Origin of the sequence: Paracoccus denitrificans, assembly GCF_900100045.1 — a bacterium.
Lineage (GTDB): Bacteria > Pseudomonadota > Alphaproteobacteria > Rhodobacterales > Rhodobacteraceae > Paracoccus > Paracoccus denitrificans.
Window position 1 is genome coordinate 25,471 of record NZ_FNEA01000020.1, and the last position, 23,029, is coordinate 48,499.

Here is a 23,029-nt window from a genome sequence, read left to right on the forward strand (position 1 = left end):
TGCTGGGCACCCGACGGACCCGCCGCCGGATTCGCCGCCAGTCCCTGGCCAGCGCGCTGTCCCGCATCGCCATCACAACGAAACTGGACCCTTGTCATGCCGATTGAACCCCGATTCAGAAATGCCCGGCCCCGCTGCCTGACCGCCGCATTGCTGGGCTGCACCGCGCTGGTCGCCGCCTTCCAGCCCCAGGCGGTGCATGCCCAGGACAACCGCAGCATCGTTCTGGACACCGTCGTCATCGAGAGCAACCGCACCGACGACGACGCAGGCTCGATCGTCGCGACCCGGACGATGGCGGGCAGCAGGATGGCGACGGATGTGCTGGACACGCCCGCCTCGGTCTCGGTCATCACCAGCAAGGAGATCCGGCAGCGCGGCGCGGAAACCGTCGAGCAGGTGCTGCGCTATACCGCCGGCGTCACGACCGACTTCTACGGCGGCGACGACCGCTTCGACTATTACAAGCTGCGCGGCTTCGACGCCTCGGTCTATCGCGACTGGCTGCCGATGCAGAAGGCGTTCGGCGGCATCCGCGAGGACGCCTTTGCCTATGAGCGGGTCGAGGTGGTCAAGGGCGGCAACTCGACCGTCGGCGGTCCCTCGGAACCCGGCGGCGCGGTGAACTATGCCACCAAGCTGCCCCGCACCCAGCGGTTCGGCGAAGCCTATGTGACCGCCGGATCCTTCGACCACCGCGAGGTCGGGGTCGATTTCGGCGACAACCTGACCAGGGACGGCACGCTGTCATGGCGCCTGACCGGCCGGGTGCAGAGGGCGGACAAGGAGCTCGACTACAGCAAGAACGACGCCAGCCTGCTGATGGGCGGCCTGACCTGGCGGCCCAGCGACCGGACCTCGCTGAGCGTGGTGCTGGATTACATGAAGCGCGACGGCTCGACCGGATCGGGCTTTCCGCCGGGCACGAACTTTTCGCGCGACCGCTTCTTCGGCGAGCCGGATTTCAACTATCTGGAGAACGAGCGCACATCGCTGAGCGTGCTCTTCGACCATGATTTCGGCAATGGCCTGAAATTCGGGGCCAATGCGCGATACAGCGACGAGGACCGCGGCTTCGGCTATGTCTATATCTGGGATGCCGACGGCCTGAACCCGGCGGACCGCTATTATTTCGCCAACGCCTCTTCGGCCGAGCAGTTCGCGGCGGACGTGCATCTGCAATACGACGCAGATTTCGGCACCGTCGGCAGCCGCACGCTGGTCGGCCTGCAATACAGCGACATCTCGGCCGATTCGAGGACCTGGTATGCGCCGGCTTCATCGATCGACTACACCGACCCGGTCTATACCGGCGGGCTCGATCTGGACGCGCTCGCCCCCTATACCGGGACCAGGACCGACGACAGCATCGCCTCGATCTACCTGCAGGAAGAGCTGACCTTCTCGGACCGGCTGATCGCCACCATCGGCCTGCGCCACGACCGGATGGACCTGTCGCGCACGGCGCTTGACGGAACCAGGACCCAGGCCGATTTCAACAAGACCACCTCGCGCCTGGGCCTGACCTACAAGATCACCCCCGAGCTTTCGACCTATTTCAGCTATGCCGAATCGGTGCTGCCCGCCGCTTTGACCGTCGAGCCCGAGGAAGGCGAGCAATACGAACTGGGGATGAAATACCGTCCGGCCGCCATGAACGCATTGTTCACGGCGGCGGTCTATGACCTGCGCAAGACAAATATCACCCGGCAGGACACCTCCGAGAACCCGCCCGTGCCCCGCACCATCGGCGAAATCCGGGCCCGCGGCATCGAGCTGGAGGCGCGGGCCGAGATCTCGCCCGAACTGAACCTGATCGCGGCCTATTCCTATACGGATACCGAGATCACCGACCGGCTGTCGCCCAACCAGGGCAACAGTCTGGGCAACGTCCCGCGGCATCTGGCCTCGGTCTGGATGGACTATACGCTGCAAGGCCACGGTGCCCGCGGCGACATGACCTTCGGCATCGGTGCACGCTACAAGGGCACGGCCTATAACGGCGATGACAACGGCTCCAAATCAGATGCCGCGGTGCTGATCGATGCCGCCTACAGCTATGCCCTGCGCAAGGACACGGTGCTTTCGGTCAATGTGACCAACCTGCTGGACGAAAAGCATCGCGAGGCCGCCTCGGGCGCCATCACCTACAATCCCGGCCGCGAGATCACCGCCACGTTGCGCCGGACCTGGTAATCCCGTCGCCCGCCCTGCCCGTCCTGCGGGCGGGGCGCCGATCCCTAGCCGGCAAGCCGGGCCCGGCGCCAGGTCGCCGGCGGTTCGCCGCAGGATTTGCGGAACACCCGCGTCAGATGCGCCTGGTCGGAAAAGCCGAGCTGCGCGGCGATGTCGGCCAGCCGCAGGTCGGATTCCAGCAGCAGCCGCTGGACCAGGTCGATGCGCTGGCCCAGTTGCCATTGCAGCGGCGTCGTGCCGGTCGTGTTCTTGAAGACATGCGCGAACCAGCTTTCCGACAGGCCGACGCTCTCTGCCATCTCGGCCACGGTCAGCCGCCGGTCGGGGCGGGTCGCCAGCCGCGCTTGCAGGCGCTTCATCTGCGCAGGCGTCAGCAGCGCCGCGGGACGTTCGCCGGTCTGCTGCGGCACGTCCAGCAGGGCGCTGAAGATGCTGCCGACCAGGCTTTCGGCATAGATGCCATGCTTGCGCGGCACCGCCACCTCGTCCACCAGCAGCCGCGCCAGCGCATCGACGGCGACGGCGTCCTGGATCTCGACGGGGCGGCGCAGGACGCTCAGCGCCTCGGAGCGGCCAAGCGGCGGCGACAGAAAGCGCAGCAGCCGGTCCTGGTGCACATGCAGGTCCAGATGCGAAAAGACATGCGGCGCGGTGAAGCGGGTCCACATCGGCACGCCGGCCGGCACATAGATCGCCCGTGTCATCGGCCGGCAATGGCGACCGATGCCGTCGTCGCGGTTCGAGATGCGGATATGCGAGGACACGTCGTTGAAGAAGAAGACGATGCGCGGGTCGGGCGACAGGTAATAGCCCTGGGCGCCGGTCTGGCCCTCGGCCTCCCAATAGACGCTGACCAGCCCGTCGAGTCCGCGCCACCGGACGGGCATCGTGGGCCGGATGCCCTCGGTATAGCAGGTCATGGAATGGCGATAGCTCATCGCATGCGGCTCTGGTAAGCCTTCGGGGCCGGAAGGCGTGGATGGGAAGAATACCTTAGGGAAATTCTCAGCCATCGCAATCCGTCCTGTCCCGCCGCGTTCGGATTGGGCATGCCTGTCGCAAATATGCAGCACACCCAATCAGGCCGGGCTGGCCGTCGCAGCGACGAAGCGGCCTGCGCACTCGCCCAGGGTCACGAGCTGCCCGCCTTGCAGCGCGAGCCAAGCCCCCCGGACAACAGCCTGCCGGTCGCACTGCCTACCCATCCTCATGGCGACATCATGGCGCGGACAATGCGCTCGAACTCGGCCCGAGGCGATGTCTCGGGCCAAGATGCCGGGTCATCGTTCCATGAGGATACGGCGCCCGGCCGCGAAATCCTCGGAGTAGATGCGATCCTTGTCGACGAAGGGAACGTGCCGGCGATAATCGTCGAGAAGGTTCTTCGTGGCCCTCCCCAATGCCGGCCGCTTGCGCAGGTCGACGGCCTGGGCGGCATGCAGCAACTGGATCGAGGACATCCAGTAGAGATTGTCGAGGATCCGCCCCAGATTGGCGACGGAAAGCGGCGCGTGGCTGTCCAGATCCTCGATATTCCCCGCCATCGCGACCGAGCCGGCCGGGGCCTGCGCACCGATCTGGCGGTTCTCGGCCAGAAGCGCCACGAGCGGCTTCTGGATCGCCCCGAAGGCATGGCCGTGATTGGTCTCGGCCGCAAGGAAGCGCGGCAGGTGGGTCATCTCGGGATTTTCGAAACGGATCGTCTGCATGGTGATCGCCTGGGACAGGCGCACCAACGCGGCATTCAACGCCTCGACGCTTGTCGCCACCGGCAGCATCTCGAAGCCCGCGGTCGGATAGATCGCGCCCGCGACCTCGCCCTCGATGAAATAGGCGGAGACCTGGGCCGAGGTCTTTTCATCCACCGCGCCGACGACGACCCCCGGATTGTCGTCGCTGTGGTTGATCTGAATTTCCAGCACCTTCACCAGGTCCTGCGTCGCGACCCGGGCGCCGCCCAGCACATAGGCCATGGTGCGGAACGACAGCGGATCCTGCAAGGCGCGCTCATCGGAGGGCGACCACAGATAGCTGCCCTGCAACGCATCGCGGATCGCCCGTGCGCCGGCGAGGTTTTCCGGAAAGGGGCGGATATCGTTCGTCTCGGACAGGAACGGCGCGACGTTGCCGTTGAACCCCTCCAGCGCAAGGGCAAAGACGATGGCTTCCTTGTCCAGATAGGCGTCGACGTCATGGGCCAGCAGGGCAGCATGCCCCGCCGTCAGCGCATTGGTGCTGAGGATCGACAGGAAGTCCTTGCCGACCGGCTCCAATGGGGCGATCCCCGCATCCGACAATGCCTGCCGGGCAGCCATGCGGTCGCCGTTCACGAACACCTCGCCCTCGCCGATCATGGCCAGGCCGATATGCGAGGCCAGGGTGATGTCCGCCTCGCCCACCGAGCCGCGCGAGGGCACGACCGGCGTGATGCCGCGCTCAAGGAACTGGCGATACATCTCGGCCACGGCGGGCTGCACGCCCGTCCGCCCTGTCGCGATCTGGTTCAGGCGAATGGCCATCCCCGCCCGCACCGCCTCGACGGGCATCGGCTCGCCCACGCCCGCGCCGTGCGCGCGCAACGAGGTCAGGTTGAAGGCGCGCGACAGCTGCAAAAGCTCATCGTCCAGCACCCGCTTGCCGTCCTTGATCGCAAAGACCGGGCGGTCCTTGTTCCAGCCGACGCCGACCGTCAGCCCGTAGACGGCCTTGCCTTGCAGCGCCGCCTCCATCACCAGGGCGAAGCCCTGGGCGATCTGCGTGTCCGCGCCTTGAGTCAGGACGATCCTGGCGCCGTCGTCCCGCGCGATGCCCGCGACCTGCTCGACCGTCAGGGTTCGCCCGTCGATGGTCCAATCCTCGGCCCATGCGGCGGAACCGCCAAGCGCGGCCGTCAGGCAAAGGGCGGTCAGGCAGTGGTGGCGGCCGGTTCCGGTTCGAACGGACATGAGATTTCCTTTCCATGGTTGCCGCATCAAGGATCGGCGGGGGCCGGAACGGCCCCGCGCCCGCAATTCGTCGAATAGGGCTTTGGCAGCACCAGCACCGCGATCAGCGACGCGGCGGCGGCCGCCATGACGTAGAATGCGGGCGCATGGAAACCGATCCCCGTGCTGCCCAGCCATGTCAGCGTCGCGGGGGCGAACCCGCCGAAGATCGTCACGGCGGCATTGTAGGCCAGCGACATGCCGGTGGTGCGGACATGGGTCGGAAAGACTTCGGAAAGGGTGGCGGGCGCCACGCCCACGAAGCCCGAGACCATGATGCAAAAGAGGCTTTGCACGATGACGAGGGTGGTCAGCGTCGGCGATGCCTGAAGCCACGAGATCAACGGATAGACCGCGACCAGCATCAGCGCCGCCGAGGCTCCCAGCATCAGGCGACGCCCGATCCTGTCCGAGACGGTGCCGGCGCAGACACAGCCCACGGCCAGGAAGACGTTGCCGATCAGCGAGGCGGTGAAGGCCTGCGAGGGGGTGAAGCCGAAGGCCCTCTGGACGAAGATCGGCATGTAGATGATCAGCACGTAGACGCAGACCGCCCACAGGATCGAAAAGGCGAAGCCCTTGATCAGGTGGCCGAGATAGTCCGAGAAGACCTGCCTGAGCGGCGCGGCGGCGGGTTCGCGCCCGGCGCTGGCCCGCTCGGCCTGGAAGGCCGGGGTTTCGTCCAGCGTCTTGCGCAGCCACAGGCCGACCGGCGCGATCAGGACACCGATGAAGAAGGGTATGCGCCAGCCCCAGTCCCCGACCTGCTGCTCGGTCAGGAGCGATGTGACGGCGAAGGCCACAAGCGCGCCCATGATGTTCGAGATCGCCATGCTCGCCTGCAACCACGAGGCGTATTTGCCCTTCTTGTCGGCCGGCGCATGCTCGACCAGAAATGCCGCCGCGCCGCCGATCTCGCCACCCGCCGAAAAGCCCTGCAGAACGCGGCCGGCAAGGATCATCAGCGGCGCGCCGATGCCCATCGCGGCATAGGTCGGCGCAATTGCGATGAGCAGCGTCCCCGCCGCCATGATCATGATCGTCAGAAACAGCGCCGCCTTGCGGCCGGCCTTGTCGCCATAGACCCCGATCACGACGGCCCCCAGCGGGCGGATCACGAAGCCGAGACCGAAGGCCAGGAAGGCCTTGACCAGTTCGACGGTATCGTCGCCGCCCGGAAAGAAGTTCTGCGCGATATAGATCGCGAACAGTGCATAGACGGTGAAGTCGTACCATTCGAGCGCGTTGCCGATCGAGGCCGCGGCGACCGCGCGCCCCGGCGATGATCGTTTGGCGGGCACGCTCCGCCAGTCCTGCCGTGTGGTTTCCATCTTTCCTCCCCTTTGCCCGTCGGTAACCGCGGGCGCTGGTTGATTGCTGTTTGGCTTCTTCCGGGCGCAGGCGGACCCTTGGCGGGTTCTGGCTGCCGCGCCCGGCAGAGGATCAGAGTTTCAGGTGGTTGATGCCCTTGCGGGCGACTTCGTCCTGCGCCTCGGGATAGCCCGCATCGGCGTAGCGGATGACGCCAAGCCCGGTGTCGTTGTCGATCGCCTGCTCCAGCCGCACGTCCGCCGCCGCGGTGCCGTCCGCGATGATCGTGACGCCCGCCGAGGTCATGTAGCCCGCATAGCCCCCGCCCCCCGAATGGATCGCGACCAGGTCGGCGCGCGAGGCGCAAAGCAGCATCGCATCCAGCAGCGGCCAGTCGGCGATAGCGTCCGAGCCGTCGCGCATGTTCTCCGTCATGATGTTCGGATGCGCCATGCCCGCCGAGTCGAGGTGATCGCGCGAGAAGGCGACCGGCCCCTTCAGCTCTCCCGCGGCGACGAGTTCGTTGACCCGCCGGGCCAGGGCGCTGCGCTCGCCATGGCCAAGCCATGCGATGCGGGCGGGCAGCCCCTCGAAGGGGACGTTCTCGCGCGCTAGCCGGATCCAGTTGGTGACGATCCTGTTGTCCGGGAACATTTCCAGCACCAGATCGTCGATGCGCGCGATATCGGCCGGATCCCCCGACAGGGCCATCCAGCGGAACGGCCCGATGGCGCGGCAGAAGAGCGGACGCAGATAGGCCTCGGTAAAGACGGGGATGTCGAAGGCATCCGCGACGCCGCCGGCCTGCGCCTGGGTGCGGATCAGGTTGCCGTTGTCAAAGACCTCGGCCCCCGCGCGCTGGAAGTGCAGCATCGCCCTCACATGCTGCGCAATCGACGCCCGCCCCGCCGGGATCAGTTCCGAGGGATTCTGACTGCGCAACCGGCGCACCCGCTCCAGATCGTAGCCGACCGGGACATAGCCATAGACCAGATCGTGGGCCGAGGTCTGGTCGGTCACGATATCCGGCACGATCCCGCGCGCAGCGATCCTAGGATAGATCTCGGCCGCGTTGCCGACAAGGCCGACGGACAGCGCCTGCCCCTTTGCCCGCGCCTGCTCGATCCGCGCCAGCGCACCGTCAAGATCGGGGGCGATTTCGTCGAGATAGCCGATTTCCCGGCGCTTGCGGGCCCGTTCTGGATCGATTTCGACGCACAGGATCGCGGCGCCCGCCATGCGTCCGGCCAAGGGCTGCGCTCCGCCCATGCCGCCAAGGCCCGCCGTCAGGACGAAGCGCCCCTCCAGCGTGCCGCCGAAGCGACGCTCGGCGATGCGCATGAAGATTTCATAGGTGCCCTGGATGACCCCTTGCGAGCCGATATACTGCCATGCTCCGGCGGTCAGCCCGCCCCAGCAGACCAGGCCCTTGCGTTCCAGGTCGTAGAAGGTCTCAGCATTGGCCCATTGCCCGACGATATTGCAGTTGGCCATGATCACCTTTGGCGCCTCGGCCGAGGTCTTCATCAACCCGACCGGCTTGCCGGACTGGATGACCAGCGTCTGGTCCTCGTCCATGACGGTCAGCGCGCGGACGATGGCGTCATGGGCGGCCTTGTCGCGCGCAGCCTTGCCGAGTGCTGCGTAAACGACAAGGTTATCTGGATCCTCGCCTACCGCCAGCACGTTTTCCATCAGCCGCAGCAGCGCCTCTTGCCGCCAGCCCTTGGCGCGCAGTTCGGATCCCGAAGGGATCGGGAAGCCGGGATTGCGTGGATTGTCCCTGGGCATGCTCAAACCGCCAACGCATAATCGGTCAGGTTGATGCCCATGACCTTTTCGGGGTGAACATAGATCGCGGGGTCCATCAGCCCCGCGCCGACCGGGATCAGGGCCTTGGCGACATGCAGCAGATGAACCTTCATCCCCACCCTGAGTTCGCCGACCGACAGCGGCTCCATCTCCTGCGACAGGGTGGTGATGACATCCGGAAAGGTCGCAAGGCGGCTGCCGTCGGCGGCGCTGACCGCCATGTATTCGTTCATCACGTGAAGCGTCAGCGCCTTGTCGCCCGCGCCCAGCGTGACGGTGCCGACATCGAAGGCCTCGTTCGTATAGACGACATCCATGGCGGTGATCTCGCTCTCGGTCAGGATGGTGCCGCCGGTCGTCGCGATGATCGCGTCAAGCACGGCCGCGGTGCCCTTCGGTTCGGCTGCGATGATGGCGTGCCCCAGTTCCAGCGCCCTGGAGATGCCGCCAAGGGCCGCGTTTCGGGCTACATAGCCGGCGCGGACCGGATTGCGCGCCGAAGCGATGAAGCCGCCCGACATATCGGATGCCGTGCGCAGGATGGGCGAGACGCGGCCGGTCGCCCCGCGCGCGACCAGTTCGATATAGCGGTTCTGCTCGCGATTGCCGCCGACCGCGGTCTGGATGGATTCGTCGGGCTTGCCGGCCATGCCGATCGCGCCCATGTCGCCGGTCGGATGCGCCCGCATGTCGCCGACCGCATCCAGCACCTTGCAGCCAAGAATGGCCGAGGGAAGCCAGGCGTTCAGCGTCGAGGACTTGCCGTTCTGCCCGATCATCAGCGCCGCGACCTTCGCGCCAAGCGCATCCTGCAAAAGCTGCACGGCCTTGACGTAGTCCACGCCGCGCATCTCCCATGGCGTTGTCGAGGCGGGCGCGCCGATGGCCGCGGCCGTGGCGACCCAGTCGTCCTCATGCAACTCGTCGACCGAGACGAGTTCGGGCGCGCCGGCATTGACCGCCGCATAGCCCAGCATGCGCCCGTGATGAACCCAACCGCCGCCGCCCGCCGCATAAACCGCACCGCCGCGCACCGCGGATTCGACATCCTTTTCCGTCAGAACTCTGGCCATTTCAGCCCTCCCGTTTCCTGTCCAGTTCCATGACCGTGTTCGCCAGCACCTCGGCCGCCAGGGCGAGGTCGGCTGTCTCGGCCCATTCCTCGGGGCAATGCGAGCGGCCCTCGCGGCATGGCACGAACACCATCGCCGAGGGGCAAAGCCGCGCCATGAAGGCCGCATCGTGGCCCGCACCCGACACCATCCTGCGACAGGCCGCGCCCAGCCCGTCGGCGGCTTCGGCCAGTTTCCGCTGCAAGCCGTCATCCATGCCCACGCCGGGATTGTCCGAAATCAGCCGCGTTTCGACGGTGATGCCGGGCGCGGCTTCAAGACCCGTCAACCAGGTCACGAAGGCCTCTTTGTCCCTGGCGCGCTCGGCGCGGATATCGACAAGCATGCGGACACGGGCGGGCACGACATTGGCAGCATTCGGAGATATCTCGAATTCGCCGACCGTGGCGGTGAAATGCGCGGGACCGGCCGACAGCTCCGTCGCGCGGGCCTCGATCTGGGTCACGATCCGGGCCGAGGCGGCAAGCGCATCGGCGCGCAGCCCCATGGGGGTGGTGCCGGCATGGTCCGGGCGGCCAGAGATCACGATCTCGACACGGGTGATGCCGACGATGGCCGTGACGATGCCAAGCCCGATCCTTTCGGCCTCCAGCACCGGGCCCTGTTCGATATGCAGCTCCAGAAAGGCCTTCAGATCGTCGCGCAGCGGCCCGTGAAGGCTTTCGGGAACACCGCCCACATCCGCCATTGCCCGCGCAAGATCACGCCCGTCGCTGGTGCGTCCCAGCCAATCCTGCGGCAGCACCCCGGCCATTGCCCGCGAACCGATGCAAGAGACGCCGAAGACCGAAACCTCTTCGGCCAGGAAATCGACCACGGCAAGATCGTGACGCAGGACGGCACCGCGGCGGGCAAGGATGCGCGCGACCTCCAGCGCCACGACGACGCCCGCAATCCCGTCGAAACGCCCGCCATCCGGCACGGTATCCGAATGGGAGCCCAGCATGATCGTCCCCGCCCCCGGCCGGGTGCCCTTGCGCAGGCCGATCAGGTTGCCGCCCGCATCGGTCGAGACCTGCAACCCCCCTGCGACGAAGCGCCGGCGCAGATGGTCGCGCCCCTCGTCGAAACGGGGCGAGAAGGCGCGGCGCGTCCATGGGCGCCCGGGATCGGTGATCCGGGCCAGCGCATCGATATCCCTGCCGATTGCCTCGGCCGAGGCGTCGAGATTGCGCCGCATCACAGCAACCCTTCGCGCAGGCCGAGCGTTTCGGGCGGGCGCACGAAGATGCCGGTCCCCGGCACGGCAAGGACCTCGGTCCCGTCAAAGACCATCTCGCCCCGCCGCCAGGTGGCCGCGACCGTCCAGGGCAGTTCCATACCGTGATAGGGTGACCAGCCGGCGATGGAATGGCGGCTGCTGGCGGCGTCATAGACCGCGGGCCGGTCGACCAGCACCGTCACGTCGGCATCGCGCCCGGCCCGAAGCCCGCCCTTGCGATGATCCAGGCGGAAATGCCGGGCCGGATTTTCGGCCATCAGCCGCGCCGCCCAGACCAGCGGCACGCCGCGCGCCATCGCGCCCTTGACGAAAAGCGGCACCATCACCTCGAGCCCCGGCACGCCGGAGGCGTTCCCAAGCATATCGGGATCGGTCTTGCGATCCTCGCTCCAGCTCACATGATCGGTTGACACCATCGACACGCGGCCCTCGGCCAGGTGCCTCCAGATCGCCTCGACTTCGCGGCGGGGACGGACGGGCGGGTTGATCTTGGCCTTGCCGCCAAGCCGCGCGACATCGTTTTCCTCATCCAGGACAAGGTAATGGATGCAGCATTCCACGGTCGAGCGATGGCCGGCGCCGCGATACATCGCCGCGATCTCGTAGCCACGGCCGACCGAGCAATGGACGACATGGGCCGGACAGCCGGTTTCGGCGCCGGTTTCGTAGATCTGCAGCATTGCCAGCGTCTCGGCCAGTTCCGGCCGCGACAGGCCATGCGCGCGCCAGTCGGTGATGCCCGCGGCCTCGACCTCGGCGATCGCCGCGCGGACATAGGCATCGTCCTCGTTGTGAACGCCCGCCGCCAATCCGGTCTTCACGACCTCGGCAAAGCAGGCACGCAACAGCGCCGGCGGGATGCGCGGGAACCGCAGAGGATCGGTTCCGAAGGTCGAGAACTTGTAGGCGCAAACGCCCGCCGCCGCCTGTTCGGCGATACGGGCCGGGCCTTCCTCGGGGCGGATGGTGCCGTAAAGCGCGACATCGACGCGCGCATCGCTGTCGATCATCGCGACCTTGCGGCCCACGGCCTCGGCCGAGCAGACCAGATTGCCCTCGTCATAGGGCATGTCGACGATGGTAGTGACGCCGCCAGCCGCAGCAGCGCGGGTCGAGGCGGCAAAACCCTCGGCCCCCCTTTGCGACAGCGAATGCACCTGCGCATCGACCGCGCCGGGCAGGATGATGCCGTTTGCGAAATCATGCCGCTCGCGCCCCGCGGGTGCCGCGCCTTCGCCGACCAGCGCCGTCTTGCCATCGCGAATGGCAACGTAGCCCCGGGCGATCTCGCGATCCGTCAGGATGATCCGCCCCGTCAAAACCGTATCGAAATCTGCCATGCCTTCCTCCAGTCAGGTTTCGACTACGAGATTTGGCGGGATTTCGGGTATATCCCAAAATCAGGACACCTTATGGCGATTTCATGGACATGCGCCGGCTCGCGCTCCCGCCGAACCACATGCAACATTGCTCAAAAGGGGCAAGGGACCGGATCAGAGGCCCGAAAGTATTTCCTGCGCAAAGCGCTCGGCCTTCGGCGACCGCTTCCAGGTCAGTTGCAGGAACTGGTCGAATTCGGACGGCAGATCAAGGGCGACGCATTCGGAAAGCGTTTTGCCAACGGAGCGGGGCAAGAGCGACCGATACTCGCCGCCCGCCACCATGTTGACGATGACCGGCAGGGAATCGACCTCGACAACCGGAATGCGCGAGCGCCAGTCGGGCGTCGCGTATCTGTTCAGAAAGCTTTCGGCGCGCTGGCGCAGGCCGCTGCGCCGGGACTGAAGCACGAAGGGCTTGCGGGCCAGGATCTCCGTCAGTTCCTCTTGCTCCGGCCGCTGCCGCGGAAGGCCGCGACCGACGATGGCGACGGGGGTGCGCTCTAGCTCGTGCTGCCGATAGGCCGGGTCGTGCAGGTCGGTATCGACAAGCACCACGTCGAAGCGGCCGGTATCAAGGCCGGTCAGCAGATCTTCGGCAATGGCCGAGGCGACGGTGATCGTGACGCCCTTCTGCATGTAGAGGCGAGAGGTGATCGTCGCCACCAGATGGGCAAGATTGCCACGTGCGGTTGCGGGAATGATCGATCCCAGGGCGAATCTGCGCGAAGCCATCGTATAGACCGGCGTCGCTTCACCCGTGAACGCCCGCCAGGCAAGCTCGAACCGTTCGATCAGTCGCACCACCCGCTCACCTTCGGGCGTAAGGGAGATTCCCTTGCTGCCCCGGTGCAGCAGGACCTGGCCATGGTTGCTTTCGACCTGCGCGATCTGGCGAGTCAGTTGCGGCTGACCGACGCCCATTTCGGAGGCTGCGCGGCGGATGGAACCAAGTCGCGTGACAGCCGCCAGCCGGAACAGCGCAGCCAGGGAGGCCGGACATTCCGGCACCTCGTCCGGCCCAACCTGATGAATAGCACGGGCGATATCCGCCATCTCGCTGATCGCCGGTGCAAGCCGGGCCGCTTGGACAGTGGGGACAAGTCCGGTCTGGCTGCGCCGGACGAGCTTCAGCGACAGGCTATCCTCGACCCGGGTCAGAGCGGCCGAAATCGTCGAGACCGGCACCCGCGCCGCCCGCGAAGCGGCGCGCACGCCGCCGTGACGCAGGGCGAGATCCGTCAGAATCAGCGTGGAGGTCCGCAAGGTTTCCCCGTGTGTTCGATAGCTGACATATGCTTGACGTGTGTTCGCCCTGCAAGGCGTCGCGGCACTGCTCTCCGTCGTCGGAACCTCACGAGCCACGTCCGTCGCGTCAGGGGCTTCCAGTGGTCGCATTGGCTGAAAGGAAGCCGTCCCATCAGGATCGCCGCGGCAATCCGGGCTCGCGCCCCTTCACCCTCACGCATATATAATTTGTATTGCAAATCAATTTATATACTCCTATATCGACGCCATGACCCACGATCTTTCCCTCCGCTCCCGCTTCGGCATCAGATTCTCCCTGCTTGCCCGCCGCTGGCGCCGGAGTATCGAGGCACAGCTTGCGCAAGCCGGGCTGACCGATGCGACCTGGGTGCCGCTGGTTCATCTTCAGGAGACCGGCGGCGGGATCACCCAAAAGGATCTTGCCGCGCTTGTCGGGGTCGATGGTTCAAGCCTCGTGCGCGTGCTGGACATCCTGGCCCGCGAGGGGCTGATCGAGCGCCGCCGCGACGAAGCTGACGGCCGGGCCCGGCTGATCCACCTGACACCGGCCGGCAAGGTGCGGGTCGGCGAGATACGGAAGGAACTGGGGCGGGCCGAAGAGGCGATCCTGGTCGATCTTTCGGATACGGAGATCGGCGACATGCTGCGGCATTTCGAGACGATCGAGCGGCGCATGATCGCCCTGGATGGCAAGGCCGACCCGGGAGGCAGGCCATGATGGCCGGAAAGGCCGTCGCGCTGCGCCGCCGCGATGCCCTGCGCCACCTGCTGCATCCGCGCCAACTGACGGACAGCATGGCGCTGTCGAAGCAACCTTCCCTGCGAAACTCGGTGCTGGCCGGGGCGCAGGCCGCAATCACCGCGGCCATCGTGCTGCCGCTCGTCCACCTGTCGCCCTGGCCGCATCTCATCGGCTTTGCCTCGCTCGGGGCGCTCGTGGCCCTGTTCGGCCGCTTCGCACCGGCGCAAGGCCGCAAGCGGATCGTGTTCCTCTGCGCGCTCTGGCAGGTGCTGGCGGTCCTTGCCATGTCCGGCCTTGCCTGGCTGGGCGCCCCGGTCGTCATGCAACTGGTCCTGCTGGCGCTTTCCTGCGGAGTCTTTCTGTTCGTCTGCACGACCGGCGGGTTCGGCGCGCCCGGCGCGCTGATCTTCGTCTTTGCGGCCGGTGCCTCGATGTCCGCGGACCTGAGTCTCGAGCAATTGGTCGCGCGCGTATCGGCGACGGCAGCGGCGGCGGCGCTCGCCTGGGCGATCTGCGCCGCGACCGAGGGCTTGCGCCACCTGCCCACCGCGATGCGCCCGTTTCCGGCAGAACCGCAGCACCCGCTGAACCATCGCCTGTCGGCAGCGTCGCGCAGCGCTGCCGGAGCCGGAATCGCGATCCTTGCGAGCCATGCCTTTGGCGCGAACCACCCGGCCTGGGCCGCGATGGGCACGCTGGCGGTCATGCAGGGGGCGCATCTTCACATCACGATGAGCCGGGCGATGCAGCGCATGGCCGGGACGGTCCTTGGGGCCATGCTGGCCTGGACCCTTTTGCTGCAAGAGCCCTCGGTCTGGGCCATGATCGCCGTGCTGGCGATGCTTCAGCTGCTGACCGAAGTCGTGATCGGCATCAACTATGCCTTCGGCCAGGTGTTCGTCACCCCGATGGCGCTGCTGATGACCCATCTCGGCACCCCGCATGGCGCCGGGCCGGACATCGCGCCAGAACGCGTGTTCGACACGCTTCTTGGTGCCGTGATCGGCATCGCGATGTCGGTCCTGCTGTCGACGGTCGACGACCGCCGGCACCTGGCGGTGCTGAGGAATGGTGCCAGGATGGGCGGATCGAAACCATAACCGGATGACATGCGCCCCAAATGTTGCGGGCAAGGGGCAAGTCTCGGCGGCATCGGCCCGCCCCCGCCCATGTCGTTCGGGCGGGGAGCAGGCTGCGCTCTCCCCTTTTGCTACGTTCCCATTCCGGGGCCGATGCCGCGTGCCGTGTCCGAAGCGCGTCCCTTCACCTCAACCGATCGGGCAAGGGAATGAACTCGTCCTCGTCGCCCGGCGGCAACCGGAAGCGGCCGTGCTCCCAGTCGCCCTGCGCCCATGCCTCCTTGGCGGCATCGATCCGTTCCTGCGACGACGCGACGAAGTTCCAGGAAATGTAGCGCGGCCCGTTCATGGTCTCGCCGCCCAGAACCATCAGCCGGGCGCCGGCCTCGCCGGCCTTCAGGCTGATGCGGTCGCCGGGGCGGAACACCATCATCCGGCCGGCCTCGAAGGTTTCGCCGGCCACCAGGATGCTGCCCTCGACCACATAGACGCCGCGATCCTCGTGATCGTCGGGCAGCGGCAGGCTGGCGCCGGCGGCAAGGACCACATCGGCATAGAAGGTCTCGGTAAAGGTCTTGACCGGCGCGCGCTCGCCCCAGGCCGAACCCAGGATCAGCCGCACCTGCTTGCCCCCGTCCTCGAGGAAGGGCAGCGCGTCGCGGCCGTGATGCTCGAAACCCGCGGCGCGGTCCTCCTCGCCCTCCGGCAGCGCGACCCAGGTCTGGATGCCGAAGAGCGAGCCGGGCCGCTTGCGCATCTCCTCGCTGGTGCGCTCGGAATGGGTGACGCCGCTGCCGGCGATCATCCAGTTGACCTCGCCGGGATAGACCATCTGGTCGGCGCCGGTGCTGTCGCGATGATGGAACTCGCCCTGGTAGAGATAGGTCACCGTCGCCAGCCCGATATGCGGGTGCGGGCGCACGTCGATGCCGCCGCCGGTCAGGAATTCGGCCGGGCCCATCTGGTCGAAGAAGATGAAGGGGCCGACCATCTGCCGGCGCGGCGCGGGAAGCGCGCGGCGCACCTCGAAGCCGCCCAGGTCGCGGGCGCGCGGAATGATCAGCGTCTCGATGGATTCCAGGCCCTTGCGGTCGGGGCAATCCGGGTTCTGCGTGGGGTTCCAGCTCATGTCGGGCTCCTTTCGTGGGTCCGGGGATGCGAAGGCTTACGGTATCAGGTCTTGCGCAAGGCGGCATCGAGGCTGATCGGGCCAGCCCCCGCCGCCGCAAGGTACAGGAAGACGAAGCAGAACAGGATGGCGGGAACGCCGCCGTTCTGCGCCGGATAGAACCCCTGCGGCGCATGTGCGAGGAAATAGGCGAAGGCCATGACCCCGGACAGGACGAAGGCCGCGATGCGGGTCCGGAACCCGACCAGGACCATGAACCCCGCGACCAGTTCGAAACCCCCCGCGATCCATGGCAGCGAGCCGGTTGGCGGCACCCGGTCGCTGGCCGGAAAGCCGAGGATCTTCTGCGTGCCGTAGCTGAAGATCACCAGCGCGGCCACGATCCTGAGGATGCTGAGCAAAACGGGTTCACAGGGTTTCAGGGCTTGCTTCATCATGCCGGTCCTTGGTTGGTGTCATTTTCAAACGCCGGCCGGGTCAGGACGGCCGCAGCAGGTGCCTGACCAGCGGCGGCGCTTCGCCGATATGGAAGGCGTTGAGCATCTGCTGGTCCAGTTGGTCGGCATGGGTGACGCGGGCGTGCTGGCGCTGGTGCTCGACCCAGCTTTCCACCACGAAAGCCTCGACCAGCCGCCCCGGCTCGGCGACGTCCTCCCACAGATCCCAGCGGATCGCGCCGTCGCGCTGGCGGGTGGCACTGAACCGGCGCAGCGCGGCCGTGAACTCGGCCGTCCGGGCCGGATCGACGCGATACTCGATCTCGATCAGCACCGGCCCGCGATCATCCCCCGGCGGGACGGCGACGACGGGTTCCGCCCAATGGTTCGAGGGGGCAAGGTCGGTCGTCGCATCCTTCGGCAGCCGCCAGACCCGCGCCAGCAGCACCGAGGCGACCAGCCCCACCGACGCGGCCGCCAGCGCCGCCGGCACGCCGGCCGCCGAGGCGACGGTGCCCCAAAACACGCTGCCGCCCGTCATCGCGCCCTGGAAGACCAGCAGATAGACGGCCAGCGCCCGCGCCTTCACCCAGCCCGGAGAGGCCGTCTGCGCCGCCACGTTCAGCGAGGTCAGCATCCCGATCCAGGCCAGTCCCGCCAGGAACATGACCGCGCCCGCGATCCAGGCATTGGGAACAAGGCTCAGGGTCAATGTCGCCAGCGCAAACAGCAGCGTCGCCCAGACCGAGATGCGGTTGGCGGGAACCGTCCTGCGCAGCCTCTTCAGCAGCAGCGCGCCAAGCACCGCGCCCGCACCCATGCAGCCCAGAAGCGCGCCATAGCCTGCGGCGTCCAGCCCCAGCATCCGGCGGCCGACCAGCGGCAGCATGGCCCAGAGCGCGCTGCCGAACAGAAAGAACCCCGCCGCCCGGATCAGCACCAGCCGCATGGCAGGCGAATGCCGCGCATAGCGGTATCCGGCCTTCAGGGCGCCGAAGAAGTGCTCGGGCGGCAGGCTGTGCGCCGTCTCGGCACGCCTCCAGAGAAACAGCACGCCCAGGACGGCAAGCACCGAAACAGCATTCAGCGCAAAGACCGCCGGGGTGCCCGCCAGCGCGACGATCACGCCGCCCAGCGCCGGGCCGATGGCGCGCGAGATGTTCACGCCCAAGCTGTTCAGCGCCACGGCATCGGGCAGCGCCTGCTTGTCCACCAGTTCGGGGACGATGGCCTGGAACACCGGCGCGCTGATCGCGGCCGAGACGCCCAGCACGAAGGTCGCGGCCAGCAGGACCCAGGGGCCGGTCAGGCCCAGCAGGGTCAGGACCGAAAGCGTCGCCGCCGCGGAAAGGCCAAGCACCTGCGCCGCCAGCAGCAGCTTTCGCCGGTCGACGATATCCGCCATCGCCCCGGCGGGCAGCGCCAGCAGGAACATCGGCAGGGTCGTCGCCGCCTGCACCAGGGCGACCAGAAGCGGGCTGGGCGACAGCGAGGTCATCAGCCAGGCGGCGCCGACATCGTGCATCCAGGTGCCGATGTTGGATATGATCGTCGCGATCCACAGCGCGCGAAAGACCGGGAAAGTCAGGGGACCGGATGTCCCGGGGTTCGGTTCGGCCATCTCGATACCTCTCGAAAAGGGAATGGACACCAGGCATCGGTATCCGTGGACGGCGGGATGCGCGCATCCCGCCGCTACGATCCTGTCCGGCTCAGACGGCCCAGCAGCCGCAGCCGAAGCTGCCCCAGAAGGTCCGGGCGTCCGAGGCCGGCACATCGGCGCCAAGCGCGGCGGCGTGGTCATGGCCATGGACCGCACAGCCCTGCCCGCAACCGCAGGCGGCGGCGAACCGGGTCCGGTCCTGCTGCAGCTCCGCCGTGCGATAATAGCCGCCGAACCGCGCCACCGGCGACCAGTCGGGCATCGGCGCGGGCAGCGCCGGGGCCAGAGGGCCGAACTCGTCCCCACCATGCACGACCTTGCCGCCCAGCACGGTCAGGACCGAGCGCAGGTGCACGATCTCGTTCTCGGGGACCGAGAAGTAATCGTCCGACAGCAGCGCCAGGTCGGCCAGCTGTCCCGCCTCGATCTGGCCCTTCTTGCCCTGCTCGTTCGAGAACCAGGTGTTCGCCTCGGTCCAGAGCCGCAGCGCCGTCTCGCGGTCCAGCCGGTTTTGCGCCGGATAAAGCCGGGTGCCGCCCAGGGTCTGCGAGGTCACCAGCCAGGACAGCGAGACCCACGGGTTGTAGCTTGCCACCCGCGTCGCATCGGTGCCGGCGCCGACGGGCAGGCCCGCCTCCAGCATCCGCCGGATCGGCGGCGTGTTCTCGGCCGCCTTCGCGCCGTAGCGTTCGATGAAATATTCGCCCTGATACATCATCCGGTGCTGCACCGCGATGCCGCCGCCCAGCGCCGCGATCCGGTCGATGCTGCGCTCGCTGATCGTCTCGGCATGGTCGAAGAACCAGTTGATGCCTTGCAGGGGCACGTCGCGGTTCACCTTCTCGAACACGTCCAGCGCGCGGCTGATCGTCTCGTCATAGGTCGCGTGCAACCGCCAGGGCCAGCGGTTCTCGGCCAGCAGGCGGATGACGGGTTCGAGGTCGGCCTCCATGTTCGGCGGCATCTCGGGGCGCTCCACCCGGAAATCCTCGAAATCGGCGGCGGAATAGACCAGCATCTCGCCGGCACCGTTGTGGCGATAGGTGTCGTCGCCCTGCCCGGGGCTGACCTGCTTTACCCAGCCCGAGAAATCGGCCAATTCCTCCTTGGGCTTTTGCGTGAACAGGTTGTAGCTGATGCGCACCGTCAGCTGGTCCTCGGCATGCAGCCTTTCGACGATCTCGTAATCGTCGGGATAGTTCTGGAACCCACCGCCAGCGTCGATGACCGAGGTGACGCCCAGCCCGTTCAATTCGCGCATGAAATGGCGCGAGGAATTGAGCTGGTATTCCGGGTCGAGCTTCGGCCCCCTGGCCAGCGTCGAGTAAAGGATGGTCGCATTGGGCTGCGCCAGCAGCAGGCCGGTGGGATTGCCCTTGGCGTCGCGGACGATCTCGCCCCCCGGCGGATCGGGCGTGTCCTTCGTATAGCCCACGACCCGCAGCGCGGCGGCGTTCAGCAACGCCCGGTCGTAGAGATGCAGGATGAAGACCGGCGTGTCGGGGGCCACGGCATTCAGCTCGTCCAGCGTCGGCAGGCGCCTTTCCGCGAACTGGTGCTCGGTAAAGCCGCCGACCACGCGCACCCATTGCGGCGCGGGCGTGCGGGCGACCTGGTCCTTCAGCATCCGCATCGCCTCGGCCAGGCTGGGCACGCCGTCCCAGCGCAACTCCATATTGTAGTTCAGCCCGCCTCGGATCACATGGGTATGGCTGTCGATCAGGCCGGGGATCAGGCGGCGCCCGCCCGCGTCGATGATGTCCGCCTCGGGCGCGGCGGCCCGCACCTCGGCTTCCGGGCCGACGGCAAGGAACCGGCCGTCGCGGATGGCCACGGCCTCGGCCGAGGGGTTCTGCTTGTCGAGCGTCGTCACCTTGGCATTGACGATGATCAGGTCTTTTTCCGGCATGGTCGTCTCCTGCGCGAATGTGCGGGTTGAGGACAGCAGGGCCGAAGCGGCGGCCCCATGAGGGTCTGGCGGCGTGTGGGGCGGAACATCTGCGGCTCCTTTCTCGCGGGAAATGGCCCGGGTCGGTGAGGGCGGGCCGGCCGGGGTCAGGCAGCGGGCGTCACATGCCCGACGAGCAGGCCGTGGCGCGCCAGACCGGCAAGGCCCGCCCCCCGTGGCCGGGAGGACGCGAAAGGGCCAGCTTCATGCCCTTGCCCCTTGCGCCCTTTCGGTCGGGTCCAGCCAGGCCACCAGCAGGAAGCCCCCGGCCAGACCCAGATGTTCGTAGAAGGAATTGGCGGCCATGAACCGCTCTTGCCCGGCGGGCAGTTGCCAGTAACGCAACGCGATCATGGTGGCCGCCAGCGTGAAGCCGGCAAGCGCCAGCGCGCCCAGCCAACGCCGGAATCCGGTCAGGATCATGGCCGAGGCGATCAGTTCCAGCGCGATGAACTTGACCGGGCCGGCGGGGTCAGTTCTGGATGACATCGGACCATTCCGGATGGCGAAGGGACTGCGCGCGCACGAAGGGGCACAGCGGCACGATCCGCTGCCCCTTGGCACGGGCATCCTCGATGAGCCGGTTCACCAGCGCCGAGGCCGCGCCGCTGCCCCGCATCGTATCGGGAACATAGGTGTGGTCGGCAATGATGAGCACGTCCGACACTTTCGAGATGGTCAGCTCGCCTTCGCCCTCCACCCCCTCGATGCGGGCCACATAGCGGCCCTTGCGATCCTGGTCTTCATAGGAAATCTGCACGATGTTCCGGGACATGGTTCCAATCCTTGTTTTCGCTTAGCTGGCCGACGCGGCGTCGCTCGGGTGCGTCCGGCCATGGTTTCCGCTTCCGGGCGCCCGGCGCATTGGCGCCGGACGAAGGGGCAAGGCAAGACGATCTGCCGGTTCCTTTCCCGAGCGTCCGCGACAAGGCGCTCGACCAAGGGCCTGCATGGCCTTCCCGCTTCTGGTTCCCCTGGGAATGGCCGGGTAATAGGCCATGACGGCATCATCGGAAAAACCGGTGACGACCAGTTCCGCATGGGGCTCTTGCGGCGCGGGGACATGGCTGGCCGCCGCCTCCCCGCGCCCATGCCTCATGCGGGCTTGGGATCAAGGCGCGGCGCGTCGTGGATGCTGCGCGAGGGGGCCTTGTGAACCATGGTATAGGCGTAATCCACGCCCATGCCATAGGCGCCGGAATGCTCCCTGACGATGGCGAGCGTCGCGTCGTAGGTTTCCTTGCGGGCCCAGTCGCGCTGCCATTCCAGCAGCACCTGCTGCCAGGTCACCGGCACGACGCCGACCTGGACCATGCGATCCATGGCATATTTGTGCGCATCGACCGAGGTGCCGCCCGAGGCATCGGCGACCATGTAGATCTCGTAGTCGGTATCCTTCAGGCAGGAGAGCGCAAAGGTCAGGTTGCAGACCTCGGTCCAGAGCCCCGAGACGACGATCTTCCTGCGCCCCTCGGCGGCGCCCCTAGCCAACGCCTCGCGCACCTTGAGGTCGTCCCAGGAATTCATCGACGTCCGCTCCAGCAGCGGGGCGTCGGGAAAGACATCGAGCAGTTCCGGGTAGGTCGGCCCCGAAAAGCCGTCGGTCTCGACCGTGGTGATGGTCACCGGCACGCCAAAGACCCTGGCCGCCTTGGCCAGCGCCACGGTATTGTTCTTGAGCGCCTGCCGGTCGATCGACTGCACGCCGAAAGCCATCTGCGGCTGGTGGTCGATGAAGATCACCTGACTGTTCTGCGGGGTCAGGACGTCGAGCTTGCTGGACATGGAGTTCCTCCTGAAGAATGGGATTGATGGGGATGCAGGATGCGCTCAGGCGGCATCATGCTCCTTCGCCTTGTCATCGGCATGAAGCGCGAAGGATTTTTCATGCAGGCAGGACTGCACGAAATTCTTGTGGCCCCTGAGCCATTGCACGCCCGCCTCTCCCGCCAGCATCCCCAGCAGGCCCAGAAGGGCGATGATCGGCGGGGCGGGAGAGCGGACCGACAGCAGGCCGTAGAGCACGCCGATTCCCAGGCCCACGACCAGGGACAGCAGATAGGGTTGAAGATTGCTCATGCCTGCATCTCCGATTGCGGGGCGGCGCGCAAAAGGCGCATCAGGCCGCCGATCTCGGCCGGGTGAAGCTGGTGGCCGCCCGGGCTGGCCTCGACATCGACGTCCGCGCCCTGATCCACCAGCCAGTCGATCAGCCGGTGCGACAGCGGCAGCGGGCAGATCGGATCGTTCAGGCCGATGCCGACCAGGATCGGCAGGCCGGCCAAGCCGGGCTGCGGATCGGGCACCCACGGGATCAGGGGATGCAGAAGCGCGGCCCGGTCGAACAGGTCCGGCCGCTTGAACAGCATGGCGGCAAGGATGTTCGCACCGTTGGAATAGCCGAACGCATAGAGCGGGCGGCCGGGAAACCGGCCCCGGACATCCTGGACGAAACCCAGCATTTTCTCGGTGCGGAAGGCCAGATCCTGCATGTCGTAGACGCCTTCGCCGGTGCGACGGAAAAAGCGGTTGGCACCGTATTCCAGGACGTCGCCGCGCGGGGCCACAAGGCCGGCATCGGGCAAGGCGTGTCGCACCAACTGGACGAACTGGTGTTCATCCCCGCCGGTGCCGTGCAGGGCAAGGACGACCGGGCTGTCCGGCCGGCCCTCGTGCAGGTAGCTGTGATAGGTGCTTTCTGCCATGCGAACTCTCCTTCCATCAT

The 23,029-nt window shown here is 67.0% G+C and carries 20 protein-coding genes; 3 read left to right on the forward strand and 17 right to left on the reverse strand.

The annotated features are described in order from the left end of the window. Window positions 1-96: 96 nt before the first annotated feature. On the forward strand, window positions 97-2,196 hold the full coding sequence (locus BLT64_RS17360; protein WP_011749767.1) for a TonB-dependent siderophore receptor: 2,100 nt from the start codon (window positions 97-99) through the stop codon (window positions 2,194-2,196). A gap of 44 nt (window positions 2,197-2,240) precedes the next feature. Here the strand turns inward: BLT64_RS17360 and BLT64_RS17365 are convergent, their stop codons facing one another. From BLT64_RS17365 to BLT64_RS17400, 8 genes are all read right to left on the reverse strand, one after another. Further along, window positions 2,241-3,134, reverse strand: coding sequence for a helix-turn-helix domain-containing protein (locus BLT64_RS17365; protein WP_175474414.1), 894 nt, complete (start codon window positions 3,132-3,134; stop codon window positions 2,241-2,243). Between the two features lie 342 nt (window positions 3,135-3,476). Next, window positions 3,477-5,141, reverse strand: a complete 1,665-nt coding sequence (locus BLT64_RS17370) for an HAL/PAL/TAL family ammonia-lyase (RefSeq protein WP_011749765.1) — start codon at window positions 5,139-5,141, stop codon at window positions 3,477-3,479. Between the two features lie 26 nt (window positions 5,142-5,167). Next, a complete protein-coding gene (locus BLT64_RS17375) occupies window positions 5,168-6,511 on the reverse strand; it encodes an MFS transporter (RefSeq protein WP_011749764.1) in 1,344 nt (447 codons plus the stop codon). Window positions 6,512-6,623: 112 nt separating this feature from the next. Continuing rightward, window positions 6,624-8,282, reverse strand: coding sequence for a thiourocanate hydratase (gene ertB, locus BLT64_RS17380; protein WP_011749763.1), 1,659 nt, complete (start codon window positions 8,280-8,282; stop codon window positions 6,624-6,626). 2 nt (window positions 8,283-8,284) lie between these two features. Next, a complete protein-coding gene (gene ertC / locus BLT64_RS17385) occupies window positions 8,285-9,376 on the reverse strand; it encodes a thiohydantoin desulfurase (RefSeq protein WP_011749762.1) in 1,092 nt (363 codons plus the stop codon). A 1-nt stretch (window position 9,377) separates the two neighbouring features. Beyond that, window positions 9,378-10,616 carry a Zn-dependent hydrolase gene (locus BLT64_RS17390; RefSeq protein ID WP_011749761.1) on the reverse strand — a complete coding sequence of 413 codons (1,239 nt, stop codon included), beginning with the start codon at window positions 10,614-10,616 and terminating at the stop codon, window positions 9,378-9,380. Next, the gene (gene ertD / locus BLT64_RS17395; protein WP_011749760.1) at window positions 10,616-11,998 is read right to left on the reverse strand and encodes a hydantoin-5-propionate amidohydrolase; all 1,383 of its coding nucleotides are present in this window, start codon (window positions 11,996-11,998) and stop codon (window positions 10,616-10,618) included. Before ertD ends, BLT64_RS17390 begins: the two co-directional genes overlap by 1 nt. Before the next feature lie 153 nt (window positions 11,999-12,151). Continuing rightward, window positions 12,152-13,303 (reverse strand): LysR family transcriptional regulator, encoded by a 1,152-nt coding sequence (locus tag BLT64_RS17400; RefSeq protein WP_041530361.1) that lies wholly within the window; start codon window positions 13,301-13,303, stop codon window positions 12,152-12,154. Between the two features lie 250 nt (window positions 13,304-13,553). On the opposite strand from BLT64_RS17400, the gene BLT64_RS17405 reads away from it, so the two are divergent. Both BLT64_RS17405 and BLT64_RS17410 read left to right on the forward strand, forming a co-directional pair. Then, window positions 13,554-14,024: a MarR family winged helix-turn-helix transcriptional regulator gene (locus BLT64_RS17405; protein WP_011749758.1), complete on the forward strand. Its 471-nt coding sequence runs from the start codon at window positions 13,554-13,556 to the stop codon at window positions 14,022-14,024. After that, the gene (locus BLT64_RS17410) at window positions 14,021-15,148 is read left to right on the forward strand and encodes an FUSC family protein (RefSeq protein WP_011749757.1); all 1,128 of its coding nucleotides are present in this window, start codon (window positions 14,021-14,023) and stop codon (window positions 15,146-15,148) included. The genes BLT64_RS17405 and BLT64_RS17410 overlap by 4 nt, the downstream gene beginning before the upstream one ends. Window positions 15,149-15,311: 163 nt before the next feature. Here the strand turns inward: BLT64_RS17410 and BLT64_RS17415 are convergent, their stop codons facing one another. The 9 genes from BLT64_RS17415 to BLT64_RS17455 form a co-directional block, all read right to left on the reverse strand. Further along, window positions 15,312-16,256 carry a pirin family protein gene (locus tag BLT64_RS17415; protein WP_011749756.1) on the reverse strand — a complete coding sequence of 315 codons (945 nt, stop codon included), beginning with the start codon at window positions 16,254-16,256 and terminating at the stop codon, window positions 15,312-15,314. A gap of 44 nt (window positions 16,257-16,300) precedes the next feature. After that, window positions 16,301-16,693 (reverse strand): DoxX family protein, encoded by a 393-nt coding sequence (locus tag BLT64_RS17420; protein WP_011749755.1) that lies wholly within the window; start codon window positions 16,691-16,693, stop codon window positions 16,301-16,303. A 40-nt stretch (window positions 16,694-16,733) separates the two neighbouring features. Beyond that, the gene (locus BLT64_RS17425) at window positions 16,734-18,314 is read right to left on the reverse strand and encodes an MFS transporter (RefSeq protein WP_011749754.1); all 1,581 of its coding nucleotides are present in this window, start codon (window positions 18,312-18,314) and stop codon (window positions 16,734-16,736) included. A 91-nt stretch (window positions 18,315-18,405) separates the two neighbouring features. Further along, window positions 18,406-20,265, reverse strand: coding sequence for an amidohydrolase (locus tag BLT64_RS17430; RefSeq protein WP_011749753.1), 1,860 nt, complete (start codon window positions 20,263-20,265; stop codon window positions 18,406-18,408). Between the two features lie 243 nt (window positions 20,266-20,508). Beyond that, the gene (locus BLT64_RS17435; RefSeq protein ID WP_049792403.1) at window positions 20,509-20,793 is read right to left on the reverse strand and encodes a DoxX family protein; all 285 of its coding nucleotides are present in this window, start codon (window positions 20,791-20,793) and stop codon (window positions 20,509-20,511) included. Further along, window positions 20,777-21,079 (reverse strand): GNAT family N-acetyltransferase, encoded by a 303-nt coding sequence (locus BLT64_RS17440; protein WP_011749751.1) that lies wholly within the window; start codon window positions 21,077-21,079, stop codon window positions 20,777-20,779. Before BLT64_RS17440 ends, BLT64_RS17435 begins: the two co-directional genes overlap by 17 nt. A gap of 320 nt (window positions 21,080-21,399) precedes the next feature. Next, a complete protein-coding gene (locus BLT64_RS17445) occupies window positions 21,400-22,089 on the reverse strand; it encodes a hydrolase (RefSeq protein ID WP_011749750.1) in 690 nt (229 codons plus the stop codon). A 45-nt stretch (window positions 22,090-22,134) separates the two neighbouring features. Beyond that, window positions 22,135-22,383 (reverse strand): DUF1427 family protein, encoded by a 249-nt coding sequence (locus BLT64_RS17450; RefSeq protein ID WP_011749749.1) that lies wholly within the window; start codon window positions 22,381-22,383, stop codon window positions 22,135-22,137. Next, on the reverse strand, window positions 22,380-23,009 hold the full coding sequence (locus tag BLT64_RS17455; RefSeq protein ID WP_011749748.1) for an alpha/beta hydrolase: 630 nt from the start codon (window positions 23,007-23,009) through the stop codon (window positions 22,380-22,382). Before BLT64_RS17455 ends, BLT64_RS17450 begins: the two co-directional genes overlap by 4 nt. Window positions 23,010-23,029: the final 20 nt, after the last annotated feature.

Bases quoted from the DNA above. Each gene is read 5' to 3' on its own strand.
- BLT64_RS17360 (WP_011749767.1), top strand. From the start codon at position 97: ATGCCGATTGAACCCCGATTCAGAAATGCCCGGCCCCGCTGCCTGACC.
- BLT64_RS17365 (WP_175474414.1), bottom strand. From the start codon at position 3,134: ATGAGCTATCGCCATTCCATGACCTGCTATACCGAGGGCATCCGGCCC.
- BLT64_RS17370 (WP_011749765.1), bottom strand. From the start codon at position 5,141: ATGTCCGTTCGAACCGGAACCGGCCGCCACCACTGCCTGACCGCCCTT.
- BLT64_RS17375 (WP_011749764.1), bottom strand. From the start codon at position 6,511: ATGGAAACCACACGGCAGGACTGGCGGAGCGTGCCCGCCAAACGATCA.
- ertB (WP_011749763.1), bottom strand. From the start codon at position 8,282: ATGCCCAGGGACAATCCACGCAATCCCGGCTTCCCGATCCCTTCGGGA.
- ertC (WP_011749762.1), bottom strand. From the start codon at position 9,376: ATGGCCAGAGTTCTGACGGAAAAGGATGTCGAATCCGCGGTGCGCGGC.
- BLT64_RS17390 (WP_011749761.1), bottom strand. From the start codon at position 10,616: ATGCGGCGCAATCTCGACGCCTCGGCCGAGGCAATCGGCAGGGATATC.
- ertD (WP_011749760.1), bottom strand. From the start codon at position 11,998: ATGGCAGATTTCGATACGGTTTTGACGGGGCGGATCATCCTGACGGAT.
- BLT64_RS17405 (WP_011749758.1), top strand. From the start codon at position 13,554: ATGACCCACGATCTTTCCCTCCGCTCCCGCTTCGGCATCAGATTCTCC.
- BLT64_RS17410 (WP_011749757.1), top strand. From the start codon at position 14,021: ATGATGGCCGGAAAGGCCGTCGCGCTGCGCCGCCGCGATGCCCTGCGC.
- BLT64_RS17415 (WP_011749756.1), bottom strand. From the start codon at position 16,256: ATGAGCTGGAACCCCACGCAGAACCCGGATTGCCCCGACCGCAAGGGC.
- BLT64_RS17420 (WP_011749755.1), bottom strand. From the start codon at position 16,693: ATGATGAAGCAAGCCCTGAAACCCTGTGAACCCGTTTTGCTCAGCATC.
- BLT64_RS17425 (WP_011749754.1), bottom strand. From the start codon at position 18,314: ATGGCCGAACCGAACCCCGGGACATCCGGTCCCCTGACTTTCCCGGTC.
- BLT64_RS17430 (WP_011749753.1), bottom strand. From the start codon at position 20,265: ATGCCGGAAAAAGACCTGATCATCGTCAATGCCAAGGTGACGACGCTC.
- BLT64_RS17435 (WP_049792403.1), bottom strand. From the start codon at position 20,793: ATGTCATCCAGAACTGACCCCGCCGGCCCGGTCAAGTTCATCGCGCTG.
- BLT64_RS17440 (WP_011749751.1), bottom strand. From the start codon at position 21,079: ATGTCCCGGAACATCGTGCAGATTTCCTATGAAGACCAGGATCGCAAG.
- BLT64_RS17445 (WP_011749750.1), bottom strand. From the start codon at position 22,089: ATGTCCAGCAAGCTCGACGTCCTGACCCCGCAGAACAGTCAGGTGATC.
- BLT64_RS17450 (WP_011749749.1), bottom strand. From the start codon at position 22,383: ATGAGCAATCTTCAACCCTATCTGCTGTCCCTGGTCGTGGGCCTGGGA.
- BLT64_RS17455 (WP_011749748.1), bottom strand. From the start codon at position 23,009: ATGGCAGAAAGCACCTATCACAGCTACCTGCACGAGGGCCGGCCGGAC.